Source organism: Bacteroides sp. QWL-09, from assembly GCF_058683585.1.
Genome location: NZ_CM178748.1, coordinates 2,061,292 through 2,083,757 on the forward strand (window position 1 = coordinate 2,061,292; position 22,466 = coordinate 2,083,757).

At 41.2% G+C, this 22,466-nt stretch carries 16 protein-coding genes; 3 read left to right on the forward strand and 13 right to left on the reverse strand.

What is annotated here, in order from left to right; all coding sequences use genetic code 11:
• Window positions 1-43 precede the first annotated feature (43 nt).
• Window positions 44-658: an L-threonylcarbamoyladenylate synthase gene (locus AC4PG5_RS08045; RefSeq protein WP_492028422.1), complete on the forward strand. Its 615-nt coding sequence runs from the start codon at window positions 44-46 to the stop codon at window positions 656-658.
• Between the two features lie 161 nt (window positions 659-819).
• Here AC4PG5_RS08045 and AC4PG5_RS08050 read toward each other — a convergent pair whose 3' ends face one another.
• The 8 genes from AC4PG5_RS08050 to AC4PG5_RS08085 all read right to left on the reverse strand — a co-directional run bounded on the left by AC4PG5_RS08050 (window position 820) and on the right by AC4PG5_RS08085 (window position 11,249).
• Window positions 820-3,621 carry a hypothetical protein gene (locus tag AC4PG5_RS08050; RefSeq protein WP_492028423.1) on the reverse strand — a complete coding sequence of 934 codons (2,802 nt, stop codon included), beginning with the start codon at window positions 3,619-3,621 and terminating at the stop codon, window positions 820-822.
• An 11-nt stretch (window positions 3,622-3,632) separates the two neighbouring features.
• The gene (locus AC4PG5_RS08055) at window positions 3,633-5,654 is read right to left on the reverse strand and encodes a carboxypeptidase-like regulatory domain-containing protein (protein WP_492028424.1); all 2,022 of its coding nucleotides are present in this window, start codon (window positions 5,652-5,654) and stop codon (window positions 3,633-3,635) included.
• A 49-nt stretch (window positions 5,655-5,703) separates the two neighbouring features.
• Window positions 5,704-6,237, reverse strand: coding sequence for a DUF3575 domain-containing protein (locus AC4PG5_RS08060; RefSeq protein WP_492028425.1), 534 nt, complete (start codon window positions 6,235-6,237; stop codon window positions 5,704-5,706).
• A gap of 228 nt (window positions 6,238-6,465) precedes the next feature.
• Window positions 6,466-7,278, reverse strand: a complete 813-nt coding sequence (nagB, locus tag AC4PG5_RS08065) for a glucosamine-6-phosphate deaminase (RefSeq protein WP_492028426.1) — start codon at window positions 7,276-7,278, stop codon at window positions 6,466-6,468.
• A 43-nt stretch (window positions 7,279-7,321) separates the two neighbouring features.
• Window positions 7,322-8,515 carry an FprA family A-type flavoprotein gene (locus tag AC4PG5_RS08070; protein ID WP_492028427.1) on the reverse strand — a complete coding sequence of 398 codons (1,194 nt, stop codon included), beginning with the start codon at window positions 8,513-8,515 and terminating at the stop codon, window positions 7,322-7,324.
• 90 nt (window positions 8,516-8,605) lie between these two features.
• Window positions 8,606-9,568 (reverse strand): tRNA modification radical SAM protein MnmL/YtqA, encoded by a 963-nt coding sequence (mnmL, locus tag AC4PG5_RS08075; RefSeq protein ID WP_492028428.1) that lies wholly within the window; start codon window positions 9,566-9,568, stop codon window positions 8,606-8,608.
• A gap of 96 nt (window positions 9,569-9,664) precedes the next feature.
• Window positions 9,665-10,477, reverse strand: coding sequence for a LytTR family DNA-binding domain-containing protein (locus AC4PG5_RS08080; RefSeq protein WP_492028429.1), 813 nt, complete (start codon window positions 10,475-10,477; stop codon window positions 9,665-9,667).
• A gap of 25 nt (window positions 10,478-10,502) precedes the next feature.
• Window positions 10,503-11,249, reverse strand: a complete 747-nt coding sequence (locus AC4PG5_RS08085; protein WP_492028430.1) for a LiaF transmembrane domain-containing protein — start codon at window positions 11,247-11,249, stop codon at window positions 10,503-10,505.
• Window positions 11,250-11,729: 480 nt separating this feature from the next.
• Here AC4PG5_RS08085 and AC4PG5_RS08090 point away from each other — a divergent pair, with 480 nt between their 5' ends.
• Together AC4PG5_RS08090 and kduI are read left to right on the forward strand one after the other, a co-directional pair.
• Window positions 11,730-13,109 carry a PTS galactitol transporter subunit IIC gene (locus tag AC4PG5_RS08090; RefSeq protein WP_492028431.1) on the forward strand — a complete coding sequence of 460 codons (1,380 nt, stop codon included), beginning with the start codon at window positions 11,730-11,732 and terminating at the stop codon, window positions 13,107-13,109.
• 18 nt (window positions 13,110-13,127) lie between these two features.
• The gene (gene kduI / locus AC4PG5_RS08095; protein ID WP_492028432.1) at window positions 13,128-14,048 is read left to right on the forward strand and encodes a 5-dehydro-4-deoxy-D-glucuronate isomerase; all 921 of its coding nucleotides are present in this window, start codon (window positions 13,128-13,130) and stop codon (window positions 14,046-14,048) included.
• A gap of 230 nt (window positions 14,049-14,278) precedes the next feature.
• On the opposite strand, the gene AC4PG5_RS08100 is transcribed toward kduI, so the two are convergent.
• From AC4PG5_RS08100 to AC4PG5_RS08120, 5 genes are all read right to left on the reverse strand, one after another.
• Window positions 14,279-17,668 carry an AAA domain-containing protein gene (locus AC4PG5_RS08100; protein ID WP_492028433.1) on the reverse strand — a complete coding sequence of 1,130 codons (3,390 nt, stop codon included), beginning with the start codon at window positions 17,666-17,668 and terminating at the stop codon, window positions 14,279-14,281.
• A 33-nt stretch (window positions 17,669-17,701) separates the two neighbouring features.
• Window positions 17,702-18,496: a twin-arginine translocase subunit TatC gene (gene tatC, locus AC4PG5_RS08105; RefSeq protein WP_492028434.1), complete on the reverse strand. Its 795-nt coding sequence runs from the start codon at window positions 18,494-18,496 to the stop codon at window positions 17,702-17,704.
• Between the two features lie 5 nt (window positions 18,497-18,501).
• On the reverse strand, window positions 18,502-18,723 hold the full coding sequence (locus AC4PG5_RS08110) for a Sec-independent protein translocase subunit TatA/TatB (RefSeq protein ID WP_492028435.1): 222 nt from the start codon (window positions 18,721-18,723) through the stop codon (window positions 18,502-18,504).
• A 138-nt stretch (window positions 18,724-18,861) separates the two neighbouring features.
• Complete coding sequence (locus AC4PG5_RS08115) at window positions 18,862-21,345, reverse strand: bifunctional UDP-N-acetylmuramoyl-tripeptide:D-alanyl-D-alanine ligase/alanine racemase (RefSeq protein ID WP_492028436.1); 2,484 nt, start codon at window positions 21,343-21,345, stop codon at window positions 18,862-18,864.
• Window positions 21,321-22,310, reverse strand: a complete 990-nt coding sequence (locus AC4PG5_RS08120; protein ID WP_492028437.1) for a GSCFA domain-containing protein — start codon at window positions 22,308-22,310, stop codon at window positions 21,321-21,323. Before AC4PG5_RS08120 ends, AC4PG5_RS08115 begins: the two co-directional genes overlap by 25 nt.
• Window positions 22,311-22,466 lie beyond the last annotated feature (156 nt).

Genomic DNA, 22,466 nt, shown 5'->3' on the forward strand with positions numbered 1-22,466 from the left:
AACAACTCTATAGACAAAGTAATCATTCTTAATCATATTCCATATGCTTCTAAAACTATACGAACAGAACAACAGTCGGGATGATTTGGAAAGAATCGTCCATATCCTCAATGAAGGAGGATTGATCATCTATCCCACCGACACGATGTATGCCATCGGTTGCCATGCTCTAAAAGAGCGTGCCGTCGAGAAAATCTGTAAGATTAAAGCGATCGATCCGAAGAAGAACAACCTTTCGATCATTTGTTACGACTTAAGCACGATCAGTGATTATGCTAAAGTGAGCAACGGAGTCTTTAAACTGATGAAGCGAAACTTCCCGGGACCGTTCACCTTCATTCTTAATGGAACGACTAAATTGCCTAAGATCTTCCGCAACCGCAAGGAAGTCGGTATTCGTATGCCGGACCACTCGATCATACGAGAAATAGCGCGTCTGCTCAATGCCCCTATCATGACCTCTACCCTTCCGCACGCCGATCATGAAGACTTGGAATACCTCACCGATCCGGAATTGATCGACGAGAAGTTCGGAGAACTGGTTTCTCTGGTGATCGATGGCGGGATCGGTGGAATCACCCCGTCAACCATCGTCTCATGCCTCAATGATGAGATTGAAATTGTGCGCCAAGGAAAAGGAAACTTAGAAGAGGCCTAAACAAAGCCCGCGAAATCGCCGGTACTTTGCTTAGGCCTCCTATAGAGCTTAGACTTCATTTCCTGTTGAAGTCCGATAAAAGTCTCGTCTAAAGAATCTGCCCCAAAGAATATCATCTAAAAGATTTTATCTAAAGAACCGGACTCTAATCGAGTAAAGACTCAAAACCGATAACCGATTCCAAACGTCAAATTACCGGCAACTGAGGAATTTGCACGTTCTATCCCCCCTGCTTTACTGTTGTAAATATTCACCATCGGTTCAGCAAACAGATCAAACTGTTTAGCGAATTGCCATTTGGCTTGTACTCCTAAATCGAGTCCAAGCGCAGCTTTAGCCTTTTGATCGGAAGAGAAAAAGACGCCACTACCCACAATTCCAGAGAATGTAAATCGACGATCGGGCGAATACCCATTCAACAAAGTCGTCAGATCTAATAAGTAATCGGCATGAACCCCGTTCAACGTCAAACGTCCGTTGGCACCATCCGCCCGGCGATAATTGGTATTTGAGTAGCCTAATCGTAAGCCCGACAACGCAGAGAAACGGCGTTCAGCGGTCAACATATAGCGTGATGAGAATTGGTTACGACTCGATGCATCATTCTGCAAGCCGACTCCTCCACCCAAAGCGACGGTCCATGTTTTCTTAAATCCATCTACCCGTTTGCGACTAGAAGTATAATTTCCAAGAGGTTTATAAGAAACCCCGGCCAAAAGGTTAAAGACCCGATCGGTACGATGGCTGGTTATGCCATCCAAATGATCGGAATAAAGTCCCACTTGCGGTTCAATAAATAGATCCACTGATTTAAATCCATATTTCAACTGCACGCCGGCGTTTACTCCCGGAACAAAAGCAAACGCTTGCTTACGGTACGATGCTCCGGCATTCACCCCAACAAAAGGCACAATATCGAATTTCGGTCGGTAGCCATTCGCCAAAGTCATCAGGCTCATCATATAATCGGCTTCCAAGCCGGCATAATGCATATAACGGTCGTTTATGTATTCGGCACGCATCACTCGTCCACTTAAGCGCCAAGCCGATAGAGGAGAGAACCACTGTCCCACACTAATCTGTGCGCCATGACCAAGGGCTTTAAAGAAGTCGCGATTGATGACCAACGGACCGCCCAATCCATAAGCAGCCGACACAAACATCCGTCGGTCGTCTTGTTCGAACCGTTGGCGGTTAGCTCCTTTCTGGTAAGGTAAGAATCGGTAATGTACCCCTGCCTGAAGCGACAACATGGCATCTTTTTTAAACCAGCCTAAGTTGCCTGGGGCAAAACCGTCGCCATAAAAGCTCACTTGCGGTTCAAGATATAAACCGATTTGCTTCCCAATATTCCAAACGCCTTGCATACCGAAGCGAACACCCGGTTGCCAATGATGTTCCATTTTACCGGTGTACGACAATTGTACTCCCACTGTTGAGAGCAAGTCGAAGGTACGATCAGGATCATATCCTTCAAAACTATTTCGCATATTCCACAAATAATCCACTCCACCGGTTACTGAAGCATGACGAGTACGATACTCACCATACGTTCCAAAATATCCGGCTTGTCCCGTCAAGCGAACACCCGACGTTGGAGTCAGCCATTTACCAATAGAAGCTCCCAATAACGGACCGATTGTTCCGGTATGTTGAAGAGCCGTCCGGTTCAATAACCATTGAGCTCCGGCACCAGTCGTCATGAACAACTGATCGAATAGATGATTTTGAGAAAATGATTTTCCCGTATGACGAGCTTGACGTCCTCTAGTTTGATAAGTCAAACCGGCATTCAACTCAAGCACCACATCTTTATTCAGATAAGAGAGGCCACCTGCATAATGATCCGAGAAGACATTCATCCGAGGCTCAATGAATAAAGCCAAATCGGAAGCCAGACGGAAGTTGCTTTGCAGTCCCACACCAACACCGGGTGCATAACGCATAGCTTGATGTCCTTGACGCGTCATAGCCATATTAAACCCGGCTATGGCATTCAACGTAAAGATCCGGTCGTCACGATAACCCGCAAAAGCTTGATCCAAACTTAAGATATAATCCCCTCTAAATTGCAACGTCTTGAAATGACCTTCACGAGAACGAACAGGCGATTGTCCATATCCGGCCAAAGCACTCAGACGCACGGCAGAGGAAGGAGTGAACCATTTACCCACACCTAATCCCAGCTGAAAGGCACTCTGTTCGAGAGCATGCTCAAGGCGACCATACTTTTGTATATTGATTCCACCAAAATAAGACAAGAACAAATGATCGGTAAACGATTCGGATTTAAAAGGAGTGGTTGACTGACGGTCCTTATCAGGAACCATATTATAGGTCACACCCGCTAATACCGATCCTAGCATATTGTATCCACGCCAATTCCCATTCTGAACCAACTCTTTATTAGTCCAACTCATACGGGGTTCGATAAACAAATCCACCGCATTGGAGACTTTAAGAGCAGCCTGCAAACCGATATGACCGCCCCAGTACATACCTTCATCACCTTTCACGCGCGAATAGCCGGCATCTGCACCTAACACTCCCAAAAGCTTGAATCGACGCTGAAAATTATAGTTATAAGTGAGCGAAGAGATATCCAATAGATAATCAAAAGTCCCCCCCATCGTTCTAACCTGATAGCCTTCATAGAGCGTATTGGGTAAAAACATCCCTTGTCCGCCCAAACGGAGACCATGAAGAGGGGTTAACCACGTTCCGACAAAAGCATGAGCCGAAAGTCCCAATCCATCCCCCGCGGAGGTCAACAAGGTGTGTCCACCTAATCCTCCGGAGACAAATAAGTGGTCGGACCATTTGGATGAGTCAAACTTCTCACTCTGTGGACGTTTCTGTAAAGTATATTTCAAAGCACCATATTGCTGGGCACTCAAAGGTAAAGAACTTAACAATACCAATGCCCAAACGGCTGGTTTTATATAGGTCATCAACTTTTTCATAGTCTCTGCTTTTATTTTTTAATTCTTTGATCTTCAGGAAGCAAATCAATAATATCACCATCAATCTTGGCCGTTTCCAACAATGACGGATCAAGTTTTAAGGCCGTCTCAATATTCATTAAAGCCTCATTAAGAAGTTCTAAACGATTAGCTGCTATGGCACGAATGTAATATTCCTTGGCCGATCCGGTATTTAATCTCTTTGCTTTTTCAAAAGCCTCTTGGTTTCTCTTCATGGCCAAAAGCATAATCACCTCGTTCATCGGATTCGTTTTTGCAATGATCGGATAAGCGGCCTCATAGTGACCTGCAAAAGCTTGAGTATAAGCAAAGATCTCTTCAGGAACAACTGCCCATGGTGCCAGACTGAGTACTGAATCGGCTTTTTGATATTTACCTTCATTCAAAAGCGTAATGGTCTGATTGACCAAAACCTCAATAGGCGCTTTCTTGTTGATATAGGGTTTCAAGATCTTCGAGTTGGGTTTGTTCTGACGAATATTCAATAACGCTAATTCGTTGGCTGCATATACAAAATTATCATATTTTGCCAGAGCTTCATGACAGAGTTTCTCCTTATCTCCTTCATCGGTGGTCATTGCAATCATCCGATAATATTCAAATCGTGTTAACTCCTTTGTCTTCTGTGCATATAAAGCTTGAATCTCTTCATCATTCAGATGTCGAAAGATAGAATACTCATAAGCATAATGCACCTTTCTCAATTTAGGCAAATAGGATTCAGCCACTAACTTATAAAACTTTTTCGAGCGAATCACATTGAAAAGCCTCATTGGCTTATTAGAGTACTGCTTAATCGCATCATCAATTTCATTAGCCTCAGCCAACAATCCGTCTGCACGCAACAATGCAGAAACAGCCTTCCAAGGTGCAACCTCTGCCTCCGACTTCACTTTCAGGTGAGTTCTTGTGTCCGCACTCAATTGAGACAAGATCCGGTCAAGGGCAGCATCCGTACGTTTTTGAGCCAACTTTTGGTTCGATTCATTAGAACCATCAGGTGAGGCCACACCGGTAATGCGAAACTGTTGTAACTTAGCCTCAGTATTGGTCTCAACCGCCTTTAATTCACGCTGCAATCGGTCAATCTCAACTTGATTCATGGGATTATTCTTATCCAGCTCGGCGCGTCCAATTAAAAAGGTTAGATTAACTTCACCTTTGGTATCCATCAGCTGCATCATCGGTTTTGGAAGGTACCGCTCATTAACTAACGGCAGTGCGTCAAATTTATACTCTAGCATACGAAGAGGATTCACCGTCCCTTGAGCTATTGCAAAAGAATCGCAATAAACCACCTTATGATAGTTTTCAAGAGAAACATTCACATCGGCCCGATAATCGTTCTTCACATTCTCAATATAAAGCGAATCATGATAAGAGATAATATCCTTTTCCCGATGACTTGTTTCCTTCACTTGGATGTATGGATGTAAGGGGTCTTTATCTAAATCATAATCATACATGCGCTTTTGAGTAATGTGATAAGATTCCCCATCATAGACCACGGGGCGTAATAACAACCTTTTCTTCAATGTCACATCATAAATAGACGGTTGTATGATGAGCCGACGATGAGGATTAAACATCTCTTTAGGAATAGGAACACGAGTTTTTAAGTGAAAATAGTTACCCTTAATTTCAATATCCGTCGGTTCAGGAATAACCTTATTCTTAATTTCAGAGACCACGGTCACTTCATCCAATTGGACCACATCTTCCTCTAAAGACGTATTCACAATCTGCTGCCCTTCTATCTTAACACTCTTCTCTTTATAGCCAATGCAAGTAAACTTTAGGGTTTCCGAGCGACCAACCAAAATACTAAAGTTCCCACCCCCATCGGTCATATCTAAGCGTTCATCGTTCGATACCTTAAACACATTCACATCAGGGATGCCCCTACCTTTTGAATTCGTAATTTTACCTTGTACTCGAATGCGTGATTGCCCACTCATCTGAAGTGAACAACATAACATCAATAAGAATACAAAAAATTTAGTCCTTATCATGATGGATCGTTTTGTTCTTTGTTTTTAATTATAAGAAGAAAGCATCATTTTATTTAATGATGTATACCACAGAAACCCCCAACTTTATCGGGGCAAAAAGAGACTTCTTATCGTTTAATTCAGTAGGTCTAGCCTCATCAACACCATATTTAAACTGACGATATCGCAAAAACCCTAGTCCGGCAGTTGCTTCAATATTCCAATGTGAATTTAAAATCCAGGAATAACCATAAGTTAAGCCTGCAGCAAAAGCGTCCCCTTTGTGGTATTTACCATTAATCAAGAAGTTATAATCAGTTATAAAGGTCGATGCTCCAATAAAGTGACGAACTTGTGGGCGACTGAACCAATACCGCACTTCCGGTTGGAAATGGATAAAAGAGGTTTTGAGTTTAGAAGTATGTAGATAATTCCCCATCACCCCCATATTAAAAGAAAAGTGATCACTAAGAATAAATTCCGACTCAAGATTAGGACTAGCAGTAAGCCAACCTAAAGCATTAGTTTTCAACGCCACCCGTTGAGCTTTACCACTGAAACAAAAGCACATGATCCCTAGAAAAACAAGAATTGTTTTTTTCATGTTCATAAGTGTAGTCTATTTTGAATTGCACAATAGTGTATTTGTCAAGGGTTCAAAATTACATTTTTTTTTATAAATTCCAATAAACTATATCATTCATCTCTGATATAAAGCCTAAATTGATCAAAGTTCCAACAGCCGAATACAAAAATCGGTCAAACTCCATAATTCTAAAAATGGAATTTGACCGATGTTTATCAATAAATGATCAAGATCAGATCATCTATCTTATTTAATTAAAGAGGCCGGATCTAAATTGACCGCTTCAATATCTTTAAAGTAACGATAAGTTCCGACTTTAAGCTCTGCCGTTGCTGCGTCATCACAAACAATAATACCTTTTTCATGAGTCTGCAAAGCGCTAATCGTCCACATCTGAGTGATAGCACCTTCTACAGCATGGTATAAAGCACGAGCCTTATTATGGCCATTCACAATAATCATCACTTCTTTCGCAGAAAGGACAGTACCTACACCAACGGTTAAAGCAGTCTTAGGAACTTTGTTGATATCATTGTCAAAAAAGCGAGAATTAGCAATGATAGTATCGGTTGTTAATGTTTTCTGACGAGTACGAGAATTTAAAGAAGATCCCGGTTCATTAAAAGCAATGTGACCATCCGGGCCAATTCCTCCCATGAACAAATCGATACCACCATAAGATTTAATTTTCTCTTCATAACGTGCACACTCTGCATCTAAGTCAGCAGCATTTCCGTTCAATAGATTGGTATTTTCTTCTTTAATATCAATATGGCCGAAGAAATTATTCCACATAAATGAATAATAACTTTCAGGATGTTCTTTAGGTAATCCTACATATTCATCCATATTGAATGTTACTACATTTTGAAAAGAAACAATCCCTTTTTTATTTAAGTCGATTAGACCTTTATACATACCCAGAGGAGAAGATCCTGTTGGACAGCCTAATACGAAAGGTTTTTCGGGGGTTGGGTTTGCAGCTTTAATCTTAGCAGCTACATAATGTGCAGCCCACAAAGATACGGACTGATAGTCCGGTTGAATTATAAGTCTCATAACTCAGTTTTTTTATGTTGTTAATAAATTGTGTTTTGTCTGTCTATTTTTTATTCAAACGTTCAGCCATCGCTCTTGCCAAGTTTTCACATTGCTGATACGTGATCTCAGTCATGGCTTGTTTCATCTCTACAGGATCGCCGACAATCTCAAACTTGCTTTTTTCAGCAAATTCAGCCATGCGTTTCACTGCAGCGCCCGACCAAGTATATGAACCAAAGTATCCCAAATAACGTCCTTTCACTTCACGAAGAAGGATCTTAGACAACAACGATTCAACTTCCGGATAAATCTGATTACTATAAGTTGGACTTCCAACAATCAATCCTTTATATTTAAAGATGTCGGCAATAATATACGAAGGGTGACTCTTTGTTACATTGTGCATCACAATATTTTTGACCCCTTCGGCAGAAAGTTCCGCAGCAATAGCTTCAGCCATTTGTTCGGTATTTCCATACATACTACCATAAACCAAAACCACTCCATCTTCTGCTTCATAGCGGCTCAAGCGATCATAAATCGAGACCACTTTAGCTATATTTTCTGTCCATACAGGACCGTGAGTCGTACAAATAGCCTTGATCGATAAAGCTCCTAGTTTTTGTAATGCTTTCTGAACAGGACTGCCATATTTACCCACAATATTAGAATAATAGCGTACCATTTCATCCCAGTATTTATCGAGATTGATGCGTGTATCCACAAATCCTCCCTCTAACGTACCAAAACAGCCAAAAGCATCACCCGAGAATAGGATACCATCCGTTTCATCAAAAGTCATCATGGTTTCCGGCCAATGTACCATCGGAGTTAAATAAAAGCGTAACTTATGATGTCCTAAGGCTAAGAAATCACCATCTTTCACCAAATATTGTTCACCTGTTACCCCATAATATCCTTCAATCATTCCAAAAGTCTGTTTATTTCCGACGATCACGATATCAGGATAATGTTGTTTAATCAACCGAATAGAACCGGAATGATCAGGCTCCATATGATTAATAATCAAATAATTAACGGGGCGATCACCTATAATACGCTTAATTTTTTGAAGATAGATCTCAAAATAGCAAATATCAACGGTATCCACCAACGCTACCATTTCATCGTCTATCAAATATGAATTATAAGATACTCCATAAGGTAATGGCCACATTCCTTCAAAACGATGCTTATTACGATCATTCACCCCTACATAGTGGACATTTCCCTTGATTATTGTTTTCTGTTTCATTCTTCAAAACATTTATAAAGTTCGCTATAATAATATCGTTTTCATTAAACACCATTATAGGCTATGGCATAGCAACAAAAACTGTATCAACTATTTATTTGATGCAAAAATAACGTTTTTTTCCGAATCCTTATAGTTCTTACCTTGATAAGCGCCTCTTTCTTTCATTCTTTTTTGAACGCGAGCTGTTATTTCATGATTTTTCAATCCCCAGTCCGGTGCAATGAGTAAATCCTTAGGGGACTGTGAAACAAACCGTTCAATAACGATATCAGGCCTTAAATGTTCTAAATAATCAATCACCAAATCAATATATTCATTGACATCCGTATACAAATGAAAATCGCCAGGGTTTTGCTCATACTCATGAGCCATGCGGGTTCCTTTTATGAGCTGCAATTGATGCATTTTAAGGGTCGTTAAAGGTAATTCCGAAATCAACCCAGCTTGTTCAATAATCATCTCTCGTTCCTCACCGGGCAGTCCCAAAATAACATGTCCGCCAGTCAGAATACCACATGCCGATGTTCTCCGAACAGCATCAACCGTTTCTGCAAAGGTATGCCCACGGTTAATCCGTCTTAAAGTTTCATCATTGGCACTTTCAATTCCATACTCAACAATTAAAAAGGTCCGTTTATTGAGTTCGGAGAGGTAGTTCAGCAGCTCGTCCGACATACAATCCGGACGCGTTCCAATAACCAAACCAACGACCCCATCCACTGACAATGCTTCTTCATATTTTCGTTTAAGTTCATCTAACTCGCCGTAAGTATTTGTATAAGCTTGAAAATAAGCCAAATATTTCATTTCAGGATACTTACTGGAGAAGAACTGTTTTCCCTCCTCAAGTTGCATGCGCACCGTTTTATCCGTTTTACAATAATCCGGATTAAAGGTTTGATTATTACAATACGTGCAGCCTCCAAGCCCTTTTGTCCCGTCACGATTAGGACAAGTAAATCCCACGTTTAGTGATATTTTTTGTACCTTATGTGGAAAATACTGGTGCAAAAAGGATGAGAACTCATTATACAAAAAAGTTTTACTCATATTTAAGCTTTATAACTTTACTATACTATTAATCAATAGAGGAAATAAGCTAAAACAAATCAATCGTTTTAACTTATTCCTTCTAGTTCTATTTTATTATAAATTTAACCGTTCACGAAGCAGTTTATAACCAGACAAACTGACTTTCAATTTATCTCCGGATTTCAACAACAAGCAATAATTATCTTTTCCAAATAGCTCGACTCTTGATATTTGAGTCACATTTACAATCGTTGATCGATGAATACGAACAAAAAGTGCTTGAGGCAAATGTGCTTCAAAATATTTCATTGTTTGCTCTTTTAGATACTGTCCTTCAGCTGTCACCAAGTTAACATAATCGCCACATGCTTGTATATAACGCACATCATTTATGGCAACTAAATGGATCTTAGCCCCATTCTTTATCGTGATCCGATCAAGAGGCTCTTCCAAATGAGGTGAATCAACTAGAGACTCTTCATGATCAATTTCCTCTTTTGTACTTCCTCCTTCAACACCAAGCAATAACTGCATTGATTGTATTCGATACCATAACATGACACCACACCAAGTTGGTGTAGCAAAGATCAATCGAAAAGGCAAGGTATCAACAAACGAGATGTATTCTTCATCCGTAATCAGAACGATCATATCCTGAACAGCAAATCCACCTAAACTCCATAAAGACAAAGCTAAGATCATAACGATAACTTGTGCCTGAAAGGTATCCATAAAGCTGACAATATACCAAGCCCAATAGGCCAGAGTTGCAAATAATAAAATAGACAAAAAGCCATCCAATAATGCAGCTGAAAATGTAGCATCTGTATATTCCCAGAGGAAAAGAGCTTGAACAAAAGCTACAATGAAGACACCAGCTATTGTAATCACTTTACGCCAAAGAGAATCCCAAATAGGATGTTCCATTTTGTTTTCTTATTTCTTATTTTATTTAATCTTTTATTTCTATACCACCAAAAGAAACACTTCCACGAATGACTAATGAACAATTCGTATCCACTGCGCCCTTTCTCCAACGTTTATCCTCACATGCTCCCATAAAAGCATTGCAACGAATCACCACATTCCATTCGGAAGGAACATAAAGTTCAATCCCTCCCCAATTATTATCCACATCAATATAAGTTTCACCAGCTTCAAGTTTAGTGCGTCTTAAATCGATAGTAGTGCCGCCAAACGTATTGTGAATCACGCCACCTTTAAAGATCTCATCCAATATAAGATGGTGTACACCACCGAACACATTATCTGAACGCAGAACTCCATTTGAAGAATGACATTGTTGTTTAATATCGGCATACTGACCAACATCAGATCTATTTATTGTTTTTTTGCGCGGTCGTAAAACGATCAGCAGACCAATAATAATCAAGATAGAAGGCCAAATAATGGTTGATCCCGGATTATGAGGCATCCATGCCAGCCCCAACTTAGGCAACATAAACCCTACACCTATAATTAATAAGATTAACCCTGAAAAGAAATGCCTCGTTAGCACCGCATAAGTTCCTAGCACAATCAACAGCATCTGCCATGAGACAAAAATACTGAACAAGTCGGAAGTGATCCAACCAAAATTACGGGCAAGGAGCAATCCTCCGGTAACGATAAAAAGACCGGAAACCAAACATCTATTAGGAGAGCTCGTCCGATGCGAACATTTTCTTTTTTGTATCATCTCATTATTTTTTAATTTTATTTTATATTTTAATTCACTCTTCAAATATACAATTATTAATAGTTATAAAGATAACCTTTTTCGATGATTTGCATAAAATGGATCGATGAACAACAATTTTAAGTCGACTAATCCATTCAGAAGATCTCACTATAATGACACAAAATAGATTAAAAGAAAGATTAAAGACACGACTGAACGATATTACTGCTTAAACGGAAGAATTGGGTCAGTTAACGAACTGTTATAAGCGTACATTTGTCATTCACAAACAAACATTTAAAATAGACGAAACCTCATTATCAGCTTTCTGCCTATTTAAAATGTACAAAAACGTCCAAAATAGTTTCACTTATGTGCAAATCAAAAGAATTGTATTGCACCATCGCCTTAAAGATCGTATTTTTGATACGCATAAAAAAGCGAACCAAACTATACAACTAAAGCATAATCATTTATCATTAAAACAAAGGAACAAGAATGGAACAAGTCTTTAAGTACATTATCGGATTAGGAGCAGCAGTTATGATGCCAGTAATCTTCACCATATTGGGTGTTTCTATTGGCATTAAATTCAGCAAAGCTCTAAAAAGTGGATTATTAGTCGGAGTCGGCTTCGTTGGTTTATCGGTTATTACAGCTCTATTGACCAGCAGCCTCGGACCAGCATTAAGTAAGATGGTCGACATATATGGTCTTGAATTAGGAATTTTTGACATGGGCTGGCCTTCGGCAGCAGCAGTAGCCTACAACACTTCAGTTGGTGCATTTATTATCCCAGTCTGTTTAGGTGTTAATTTATTAATGCTCTTGACTAAAACAACCCGTACGGTTAATATTGACTTATGGAATTATTGGCATTTCGCCTTTATCGGGGCTATCGTTTATTTCGCCTCTGGTAGTATTCTTTGGGGGTTCTTTAGTGCCATTATTTGTTATATCATTACCATGATTATGGCCGATCTTACCGCACCATCTTTTCAAAAGTTTTATGATAAAATGGATGGAATCTCTATTCCACAACCATTTTGCCAAAGTTTTGTACCCTTTGCTGTAGTCATCAACAAAGCTCTGGATAAAATTCCAGGATTCAACAAGCTATATATTGATGCAGAAGGCATGAAAAACAAATTTGGTTTGTTAGGCGAGCCTCTCTTCTTAGGTATTGTGATCGGCTGTGGTATTGGAGCATTAGCTTGCAATACGTTATCGGAAGTTGCGAGCAACATTCCATCTATTCTAGGATTAGGAATCAAGATGGGAGCCGTAATGGAACTTATCCCTCGCATCACAAGTTTATTTATTGAGGGGCTACGTCCCATCTCAGATGCCACTCGTGAACTCATTGCAAAAAAATATAAAAATGGTAAGGGACTAAATATCGGTATGAGTCCGGCTTTGGTTATTGGACACCCAACAACCTTAGTGGTTTCCCTATTATTAATCCCGGTCACTCTATTCTTGGCGGTTATTTTGCCAGGAAATCAATTCTTACCATTGGCCTCACTAGCCGGAATGTTCTACATTTTCCCGATGATTTTGCCAATTACCAAAGGTAATGTCTTAAAATCATTCATCATCGGATTAATTGCCCTCATCGTTGGATTGTATTTCGTAACCAATCTAGCCGAGTTCTTTACTTCTGCAGCTAAAGATGTTTATGCAGCAACAGGAGATCCAACCGTTAACATCCCAGCCGGATTTAAAGGTGGAGCACTCGACTTTGCTTCAAGCTTATTTTGCTGGGGAATTTTCCAATTAACCCATAATGTAAAAATAATCGGCCCAGCCATCTTAATCCTTATTACTTTAGGAATGATGTGGTATAACCGCCGACGTATCATGAAAGAAAATGCATAATTATAAAAACAGATAAATATGAAGAAAATTATTTTCGCAGTAGCTTTGGGATTATCAGCCTTGTCAGCTTCAGCGCAAGTTAACTACAGCATGCAGACTGCGTGCAACCCAATGGATGTTAAGACTTATGATACCAACCGCCTTCGCAGCAACTTCCTCATGGAGAAAGTCATGGCACCTAATGAGATCAACTTAACTTATTCCATGTACGATCGTCTTATTTTTGGTGGTGCAATGCCCACTTCTAAAGAATTAGTTTTAGAGACCATCGACCCTTTGAAAGCTCCATATTTCCTTTTCTCACGTGAGCTAGGAGTGATCAACGTCGGAGGTGCAGGCGTAGTAACGGTAGATGGAAAAGAATATGAGCTAAACTTCCGCGAAGCTTTATATGTAGGAAGAGGTAATGAGAAAGTAACCTTCAAGAGCAAAGATTCAAATGCTCCGGCTAAGTTCTATATTAACTCAGCTCCGGCACACAAGGCTTATAAAACACAGCTTGTGACTATTGACGGTAGAAAGGGATCACTAAAAGCAAACTCATTCGTGGCCGGTAAAATGGAAGAAAGCAATGATCGCGTCATCAATCAGCTCATTGTCAAAAATGTATTGAAAGAAGGTCCATGCCAACTTCAGATGGGATTAACAGAATTAAAGCCAGGTAGTGTATGGAACACCATGCCGGCACACACTCATAGCCGTCGTGTAGAAGCTTATTTCTATTTTAATGTACCACAAGGCAACATGGTTTGTCACCTCATGGGCGAACCTAAAGAACAACGTTTAGTTTGGATGGCCAACGAACAAGCGATTATGTCGCCGGAATGGTCTATCCACGCTGCAGCAGGTACAAGCAACTACATGTTTATCTGGGGTATGGCCGGTGAAAATCTTGACTATACAGATATGGATAAAATAAAGTATACTGAGATGCAATAAGCACCATCAATAGATAAGATAAAATCCGATAAGTAAACCTAATGAATAGGAACTTATCGGATTTCTTTTTAATTTCAAAAAGGGAAGTCTCACGACTTCCGCAATTCTTCTAACCTTAAATCTAAATCTCTATGAAAAAAACGTGTTGCAAAGATAGGAATTAGTTTAATATAATGATGTTAACGAATAACATAAAGAGAGTATGAATCCCTAATGTTTGCAAAAAACAGCTATTTGTGTTGATATTCTGCCACGAATTCAATCAATTTTCGATAGATCGGATTAAGATTTAACAGTTCCGGAACCCCGGTAAGAAGCAATTGCTTTCTCGCTCTAGTCAAAGCGACATTCAATTTACGATCAATCGAGACTCCATCCTCTTCAGTTAAATTCGACAATAGTCGTAACTGATACGGATGATTCAAACAAAACGAATAGATGATTACATCTCGTTCGCTCCCTTGAAAACGTTCTACCGTATCGACCAATATATTCTTCAAGCCAGAGACATTAAGACTTTCTATCTCTTTCTTTATCAGGGCAATCTGGCTCCGATATGGCGTAATGACTCCCAATGTTTGCATAGCATTAAACGAATCTCCACTCGTTTGAAAAATATCAAGAGCAAGTTGAGCTACAATCTTAGCCTCTGAATGATTGGTTTTAGCAGAGGCTTCTATCGATTCAGCCGTTGAGGGGAAAAAGGCCAATCGCCGAATAGAGGTTCGCTTTTCCATCTGATGAGGTAACCCCACCGGTTTTAACTGACCGCCATAAAACATTTGATTAGGGAATTGGGCCACTTCGGGATGCATCCTCCCCTGGTTACACAGCATTTCATATCCCCGACTCGTTCCGTCATTCATGACAAGCGCCGATGAAGACTCTTTTTCACTGCGAATAGCGTGATAAAGTCGCTCAAACAAGGAATTGTTCAAGTTTATCAATCCCACTTCCCGCAACAAAGGATCATTCACCGTCGAATCCTCTTCACGTTGAAGCACCACAGCCGGTAACTGCTTATGATCACCGATTAGGATAAACTGATCGATTGCTTCCCGCCCCTCCTCATCTTTGGCACAAAATATAGGCAATAACTGAGGCTCTAAGATCTGTGTGGCTTCATCAATAATAGCCACATCAAAATGCTTCAAACGAAACAGTTCCGGCTTCGCGGCAATAGAAGCGACGGTTCCCACGATGACCCGGCATCGTTCTATTTGTCCAGCAACTTCCCTTCTCCGCCGACAATCGCCTAATACATTCTCGATCAAATAGTCCCGATAAGCCACCTCACATGAAAGTTCACTTCCGATACGAATAAAGTCAATCTTCGGTTCTATCCTAACCAACATCTTACAAATCTCATCGACCGCCCTATTGGTATACGACAACACTAAAATCTGCGTCTGTTTTTCTGCATAAAAGAGTTCGACCATCCGTTTTAGAGCACAAGACGTTTTCCCCGTTCCCGGAGGACCGATCAATAAAAAATAATCTTTAGCTGCGCGCGCTTTTAAAGCAATCTTCGTGAACCCATCCTTTTCTTTTTCGATCCATTCATCAAACGTCCGATCGAAGGTGGCTTCCCTTAATCCAAGCCACAACGCACGACGTGCCGGAGAAGCAGACATAAAAGCATGAATCCCCTGATACATCATACGAAAAGTCGTATCCATTATATCGTGTTCAATCGCATAACATTTATCTTGAGGCAATACCGCCTTGTTTCGCTGTGAAGCACGCAGACGTACCACGATCTTCTCTTCATCAAGCGACTCGATATTTCCCTTAAAGATCAAACGATTGGTCACATTATCCGTCGGCTGCTCCCACTGGTAAAGCACCACAGCATCCCCTTCTCGAAAATTCGGTAACGTTCCCGCTGTCGCCCCTCCATCCGGCAACTCCCGTTCAAAAGTCAAAGACGCTTTATGAAGATCGGATGCTCTATTTTCTATCATCCGAAGATTACAGATGATCTCGCCACTCTCTAGCTTATCGGTTAAAGAAGACAACCAAAGCCCGGCCGCCCCCACTCTTCCCTCATAATCACTATCTCCTGTCTTGGAAACATACAATTCTTTAGAAATAAAATTATATAAAGCAGAGACGTATCGCCTCTCAATATCCGATAAACCAGTCATCTTCTCTTGAAAAGCATCGATAGACGGTCGCAAGTAAACCTCCCAAAATCGTCCTTTCAATCCTTTCTGATTCAAGACATCTGCATTCAGACGCTTAAAGAAGTTTGTCGTATAATCGACATTATTCTCACTCTGCAACCGATACTCCTCGGCAACAATCGTATTACGTAAGTTGATCACACGACGCAGCATTGCCCACGACGCTCTAGCCGGATATAAAAGCGGATAACGCGTATACAATAAGAAAGGTTTGACTTTATGATGATCCATCCCCATAGAATATTCCAGCACCGCTTGGTAAAGTAACATCTGTACCCGATTATTCTCCTTAGGCTCAACCTTTCCTCGAATCAAATATTCATCGGCTCTCCCCGATTTCATTTCAATGAAGGCTGTCATATCGCGCTGCATATAATCCAAACGCCCTTGAAGCCCTAAAGCCTCGCACACATACGACGGTTCGAGAACCGCATCTGTCTTATTCAGATCATATCCGGCAGTCGTAAACGTATCCATAACCACTTCCCTCAAATGTTCGAAATGCAGTTTACAATCGTCAAAAAACTGCCGTTCCTTCTCACGATCCTTCAAATCAGAACAAGCCGCAAGTTCAATGGGATATCTTTTGAATGCCTTTTGCATACAAGTCATATAATCGGGTTCCTGTTCGGCATAGATCCATTCATCCAAGAACAAGTTGACCATATTTCCTAAAAGCAAAGGACGTGCATTCTCAATCGGTAGTAATCTGGATATAAAATAATTACCGGAAGAATGACCGTAATCCTTATAACATTCCGACAAGGTACTGATATCGATCAAATAATCCGGCTCGAGGACGATCATCCCCGGCGTCAAGATCAAGTCCTCTCCAACGATCACATCGAGTAGATTAATCTGAGCATGAGGCCAAAGTACTCGACAAGACTCAGTAAACTCTTGATTAATATCCGGCAAGTTATACCGAACTTTCAGTAGTTCGTCGGCCATGAAATCCAACGAACGGACATAGAGATAAGTTTCATCTGCGTGTAAAAAGCAAGCCCGCAAACGCTTCATTTTCTTTCCACGCGGAAGTGGAACCAGATAAGTGGCATCCGACTGGGGTAAGAACCGACGTAATGCTGCAGGTATCTGTTCTTTAAAAAGACGTTGTACAAAAAATGTGAGCGTTTTTACATCCCTCAGTAATTTATCACCCACAGGTTCTTCCCGGAAGTTCAATACTGCATTAGAGGTCAGCCGAAACGTATGCAACCGATTCTGTTCAACAACAGTCAGTTTCAATTTTGAAGAGACAAAACTGATCCGAGCCGACAAATCGGTCATCTGCAGACGGTCATTTTGCATTTGCGAGCGACAAAGTCGTTCGAGCAAGTCGCGCATTAATTTATAACCTACACTCCATTGTTCGGCGGGCATTTGAGCTACCGCCGTCAATAGATCGTAGGCTTCTTTTCCTTCACTTATCATACCCACAAAGATAGAGAAATTCAGAGACTCCCGTTACTCCTGTTCTTCCCTTTTCTTATCTCGAATCATTATAATACTCATTTCGTAAAGCAAGTAGAGTGGAATAGCCACGACACTTAGTGTGAAGGGGTCACCTGTCGGTGTGATAATTGCCGCAGCAATTACAATGATCACAAATGCATGACGTCGATACTCCCGCAAAAGTGATTTATTGACCAACCCCAAAAGAGAAAGCAGCCAAGTCACCAATGGAAGTTCAAACGCTAATCCCATACAAAGAATCAGCATCATAAAGTTATCAATATAAGAATTAAGCGACAAGATATTCTCAACTTCAGCACTTAACTGATAAGTAGAAAGGAAACGGAGAGTTAACGGATAAACCATAAAATAGCCCAGCAGCACACCAATAAAAAACATGACAGTGCCTACAAACAAGGCTTTTCTGACTCCACGACGTTCATTAGGGTAAAGTGCCGGACTAATGAAACGCCACGCCTCAAAAAACAAATAAGGCATAGCCGTAACGACCGACATCCAAAAGGCCGTCGACATATGGATAAAGAAAGGAGCAGCTAAATTGATATTTACCAATTTAACCTTAAATTCCTGCGTAAAGAAGTCATCAGTCAGCTGAAACTCCTTACCAATGTAACGCAATAAATCGTAAAATAGAAAATCATTATGACAAGGCGCCAATATCACGTTATCGAACAGATAGGGCATTGCTATAAAATACCCTACTGCCAAAACCAGCCAGATGGCTATGACACGAAATAAAACCCGGCGTAATTCTTCCAAATGATCCCAAAAGGTCATTTCCGCCATGATCGTTATGCTTTCTTATCAGAATCAGCAGGCTTGTCGACCTCCTCTTTAACTTTATTAATTTCTTCTTTCGCCTCGTTGACACCATCTTTAAAGCTCTTCACGCCTTTACCTAATCCACGCATCAACTCAGGGATTTTCTTGCCACCAAAAAGTAAAAGAATCACAAGTCCGATAATAATCCATTCCGAACCACTTGGTAAAAATCCTAAAAACAGGTTTGCCATATCGATATAAATTGGGGGTTAATAATTTCCACAAAGATAAATATAAAATAGAAACCCGATGCATCCCAGTCCATTTTCTTCAACTCTCGTTCAGATTTTTTTCAACAGTCGAACGAGAGTACAGACCTTTTGTTCATTTTATTCTTGATAATAAATCCGTTTCACCCGAGCAGAGATTCCGGTCAACACCTCATAAGGTATCGTATCTAAGGTATCAGAGAGCACAGTAATAGGCAACTGATCGCCAAAGATAATGGCTTGATCACCTTCTTGACAGTCAATGTCGGTTACGTCGATCATGCAAACATCCATACAAATATTCCCCACATAGGCTGCCTTCTGCCCATTTACAAGACAATAAGCGTTACCACGTCCCAGATGACGATTCAAACCATCGGCATACCCAATCGGAATCGCTGCAATACGTGAAGCACGAGTCAGCACTCCTTTGCGGCTATACCCAACCGTATCTTCTTCGGCAACCTCACGAATTTGCAGAATCGTGGTTCGTAGCGTACTCACGTTGTGAATTATCGAATTATCAATCGGACTAATCCCATACAATCCAATTCCTAAACGGACCATGTCGTATTGAGCCTCCGGGAACCGTTCGATGCCGGCCGTATTACAAATATGTCGTAAGATCTTATGATTAAAAGCTTCTTGCAACAACTTCGATCCCCGATCAAATCGTTCAATCTGACGATGCGTGAATGCATCAAACTGTTCAGAGTCGCTTCCTACGAAGTGCGAAAAGACCGAACGCGGAATCACGGCATTCTGATTCTTCAATCGTTGGATCAACGCCGGTACCTCATCGGGGCTGAAGCCCAAACGGTGCATTCCGGTATCTAGTTTCACATGAATCGGATAGTTTGTAATCCCTTCTTTCTCGGCTGCTTTAATCAGAGCCTCCAACAGATGGAAGTTATAGACCTCAGCTTCTAGCTTATAGTCGAACATCGTTTTAAAGGCAGTCAGCTCCGGATCCATAATAATGATCGAAGAGGTGATGCCCGCCTTACGCAATTCCGACCCTTCATCCGCAACAGCTACAGCCAAATAATCGGCATGATGTTCTTGCAGCGTTTTAGCAATCTCATACGAACCCGCTCCATAAGCCGATGCCTTAACCATACAGACCACCTTTGTTTCCGGGCGTTGCAACATCGAACGATAATGATTCAAATTATCCACCATCGCTTTCAAGTTAACCTCTAAAATGGTTTCATGTACCTTTAGTTCTAAAGCCTCAGAGATCAAATCAAAATTAAAGTTACGCGATCCTTTGATTAAGATCACCTCGTTCTTTAACGATTTAAACGCATCGGACGACAAAAACTCTTCCGAGTTCACAAAGAACGAACGTTCGCCAACCGCATCAAAGCGAGAAGCACAAGAGGTAATCTCGTTGCCCACGCCAATCATTTTATCGATCCCGCGACTCTCGACCAACTGTGCTACCCTCCGATAAAGGGTCGTTGCACTTTGTCCCGTCTCCAAGATATCCGATAAGATCAACGTCCGTTTCAGTCCCTTACTCTCCGAACGACGAACTAAAAAATCAAGCGCAATATCGAGCGAAGCCAGATCTGAATTATAGCTATCATTAATCAAGATGCAACCATTCTTACCCTCTTTCACCTCCAGACGCATGGCCACCGGCTCAAGATGTGCCATTCGGGAAGTGATCTCTTCCGCCGGCATCATCAGATAGAGACAAGCCGCCAAACAATTTAGCGCATTCTCTATAGAAGCATCATCAACAAACGGTATGACAAACGAATTCTCCATCTCCAGATAGTGATAAGAGATTATCGTCTGATCATCTTTCTTAGTCACCTCACTGATATAAAGCGGACGTTCGCGGTCGGTACGACTCCATGCAATCTCACGAGCGCTAAATAAAGAGCGTGACACACAATTGCTGATTAACTCATTATCGCCATTATAAATCACCACATCACAATGTTTAAACAACGTCAATTTCTCCATACATTTTTCCTGCAGCGAGAAAAAATTCTCTTGATGTGCCCCACCAATATTGGTTAAAATGCCAATCGTCGGTTTAATCATATGTTGCAAAGCCCTCATCTCGCCCATCTCAGAAATGCCGGCCTCGAAAATTCCAAGTTCAGCCTCTTCATTCAGTTGCCACACAGAGAGCGGAACACCGATCTGAGAATTATAACTGCGCGGCGAACGCACAATGCGACGTGTTGGACTCAACAACTGATGGAGCCATTCTTTAACAATGGTTTTGCCATTACTGCCGGTCACCCCAATGATCGGAATCTGAAAGTTCAGCCGATGAAGTTCAGCCAACTTCTGTAAAGCCTTAAGCGAATAAGGAACAATAAGGAAATTGGCATCACTATACCCTTTTCCGTCGAATGTGCCCCAATCCTCTTCATCAACAACAAAATTACGAACCCCGCGGTCATATAGATCGGGAATATAACGAGCGCCGTTATTGCGTTTCGTATTCAGTGCAAAAAATAGCGTTTCCTCAGGGAAACACAACGAACGACTATCCGTAAGCAGCCAGTCGATCACAGCCTCGCGATCGCCTATAAGACGTGCATGAATATGTTCGGTTATCGATTCAATCGTATACGACATAATTCTTTTTCTTTTTGAAAATCCAAGTTGGGATATTTATGTATAAGTTGTTCTATTTTCTGATCGGTTTGATGTAAAAACCGTTGGTAAGTCTCAGATTCGGGATGAAACGGTTTGTGAGCCAATGCCCGTCTAATCTCTTCGATGCTCTCTATGACCCGACAGGTCTCGACAGAGAAAGCCATAGTCGAGAATTGTTCCCAAAGATAGTGCACGGCCAACGATGAAGGATGTACCATATCATCAGCATAAAACCGATAATCACGCAGTTCATCATTAACAATCTCATAAGAAGGGAAATAAAAAACACGATCCGGGAAGTCCGTCTTCAGCTGGTCGACCGCCAACAACAGCACACTCTTACTCAGCTGATTGGCCGTCAGTCCGTCGCGAAGGTGTCGTATCGGGCTTACCGTAAACAGTACTTTTAAATGAGAAGAACGTGAAAAACAATCACCCAGTACTTCCCGATACGTCTCCACCACCTCGTCGACCGATAAGCGACGACGGATAAAAGCCTTTTCGGGACGTTTATGACAGTTCGAAACGATCCAGCCACTCTCACGTTCCTCATAGACATACGACGTCCCCAAAGTGATCATCAGCCAATCGGTTTTCGGAAAGTTCAGATGAGCGGTTTCTATGCGACCATTGATCTGTCGCAACGCCTCTTCCTGAGAAGATGAAGAGAAAACTCCATGATGCATGCGACTATGCCAGCAATCGTTATAAAAGAATAAATCATCCGGGCCATAACTCCGTTTCGCGATCACCTCGCGCAAAACTTGAGCGACCGAAAGGGGATTATACACAATGCCAAACGGGTTCAGATCGATGCTAAACTTAGCATCCGCCAACCGCCCGCCGATATTCTCGGCAAAGCACGAGCCTAAAGCCAACAGATGCTCAGCATGAGTAACTCCCGGAAAGTCAACCGGTAAATCAACTGAAGTCCGAAAATTCATATTGTTCGATGATTATTCATTCATATTTTAAAGACAAAATTACGAAATAAAGCGGAAAAGAAAAGATAAAGGAGTTTAAAAAAAGTGACCATCTTTGGGGGCGATTCCATCCCTTCCTTTCCTATCCAATCGGGACTCACCAATCGGTTGACCGAA

Excerpts from the sequence above, each read along its gene's own strand:
- AC4PG5_RS08060 (WP_492028425.1), bottom strand. The coding sequence starts at position 6,237 with ATGAAAAAAACAATTCTTGTTTTTCTAGGGATCATGTGCTTTTGTTTC.
- AC4PG5_RS08050 (WP_492028423.1), bottom strand. The coding sequence starts at position 3,621 with ATGAAAAAGTTGATGACCTATATAAAACCAGCCGTTTGGGCATTGGTA.
- AC4PG5_RS08070 (WP_492028427.1), bottom strand. The coding sequence starts at position 8,515 with ATGAAACAGAAAACAATAATCAAGGGAAATGTCCACTATGTAGGGGTG.
- AC4PG5_RS08110 (WP_492028435.1), bottom strand. The coding sequence starts at position 18,723 with ATGGCAAACCTGTTTTTAGGATTTTTACCAAGTGGTTCGGAATGGATT.
- AC4PG5_RS08045 (WP_492028422.1), top strand. The coding sequence starts at position 44 with ATGCTTCTAAAACTATACGAACAGAACAACAGTCGGGATGATTTGGAA.
- nagB (WP_492028426.1), bottom strand. The coding sequence starts at position 7,278 with ATGAGACTTATAATTCAACCGGACTATCAGTCCGTATCTTTGTGGGCT.
- tatC (WP_492028434.1), bottom strand. The coding sequence starts at position 18,496 with ATGGCGGAAATGACCTTTTGGGATCATTTGGAAGAATTACGCCGGGTT.
- kduI (WP_492028432.1), top strand. The coding sequence starts at position 13,128 with ATGAAGAAAATTATTTTCGCAGTAGCTTTGGGATTATCAGCCTTGTCA.
- AC4PG5_RS08090 (WP_492028431.1), top strand. The coding sequence starts at position 11,730 with ATGGAACAAGTCTTTAAGTACATTATCGGATTAGGAGCAGCAGTTATG.
- AC4PG5_RS08085 (WP_492028430.1), bottom strand. The coding sequence starts at position 11,249 with ATGATACAAAAAAGAAAATGTTCGCATCGGACGAGCTCTCCTAATAGA.
- AC4PG5_RS08100 (WP_492028433.1), bottom strand. The coding sequence starts at position 17,668 with ATGATAAGTGAAGGAAAAGAAGCCTACGATCTATTGACGGCGGTAGCT.
- AC4PG5_RS08080 (WP_492028429.1), bottom strand. The coding sequence starts at position 10,477 with ATGGAACATCCTATTTGGGATTCTCTTTGGCGTAAAGTGATTACAATA.
- AC4PG5_RS08055 (WP_492028424.1), bottom strand. The coding sequence starts at position 5,654 with ATGATAAGGACTAAATTTTTTGTATTCTTATTGATGTTATGTTGTTCA.
- AC4PG5_RS08115 (WP_492028436.1), bottom strand. The coding sequence starts at position 21,345 with ATGTCGTATACGATTGAATCGATAACCGAACATATTCATGCACGTCTT.
- AC4PG5_RS08120 (WP_492028437.1), bottom strand. The coding sequence starts at position 22,310 with ATGAATTTTCGGACTTCAGTTGATTTACCGGTTGACTTTCCGGGAGTT.
- mnmL (WP_492028428.1), bottom strand. The coding sequence starts at position 9,568 with ATGAGTAAAACTTTTTTGTATAATGAGTTCTCATCCTTTTTGCACCAG.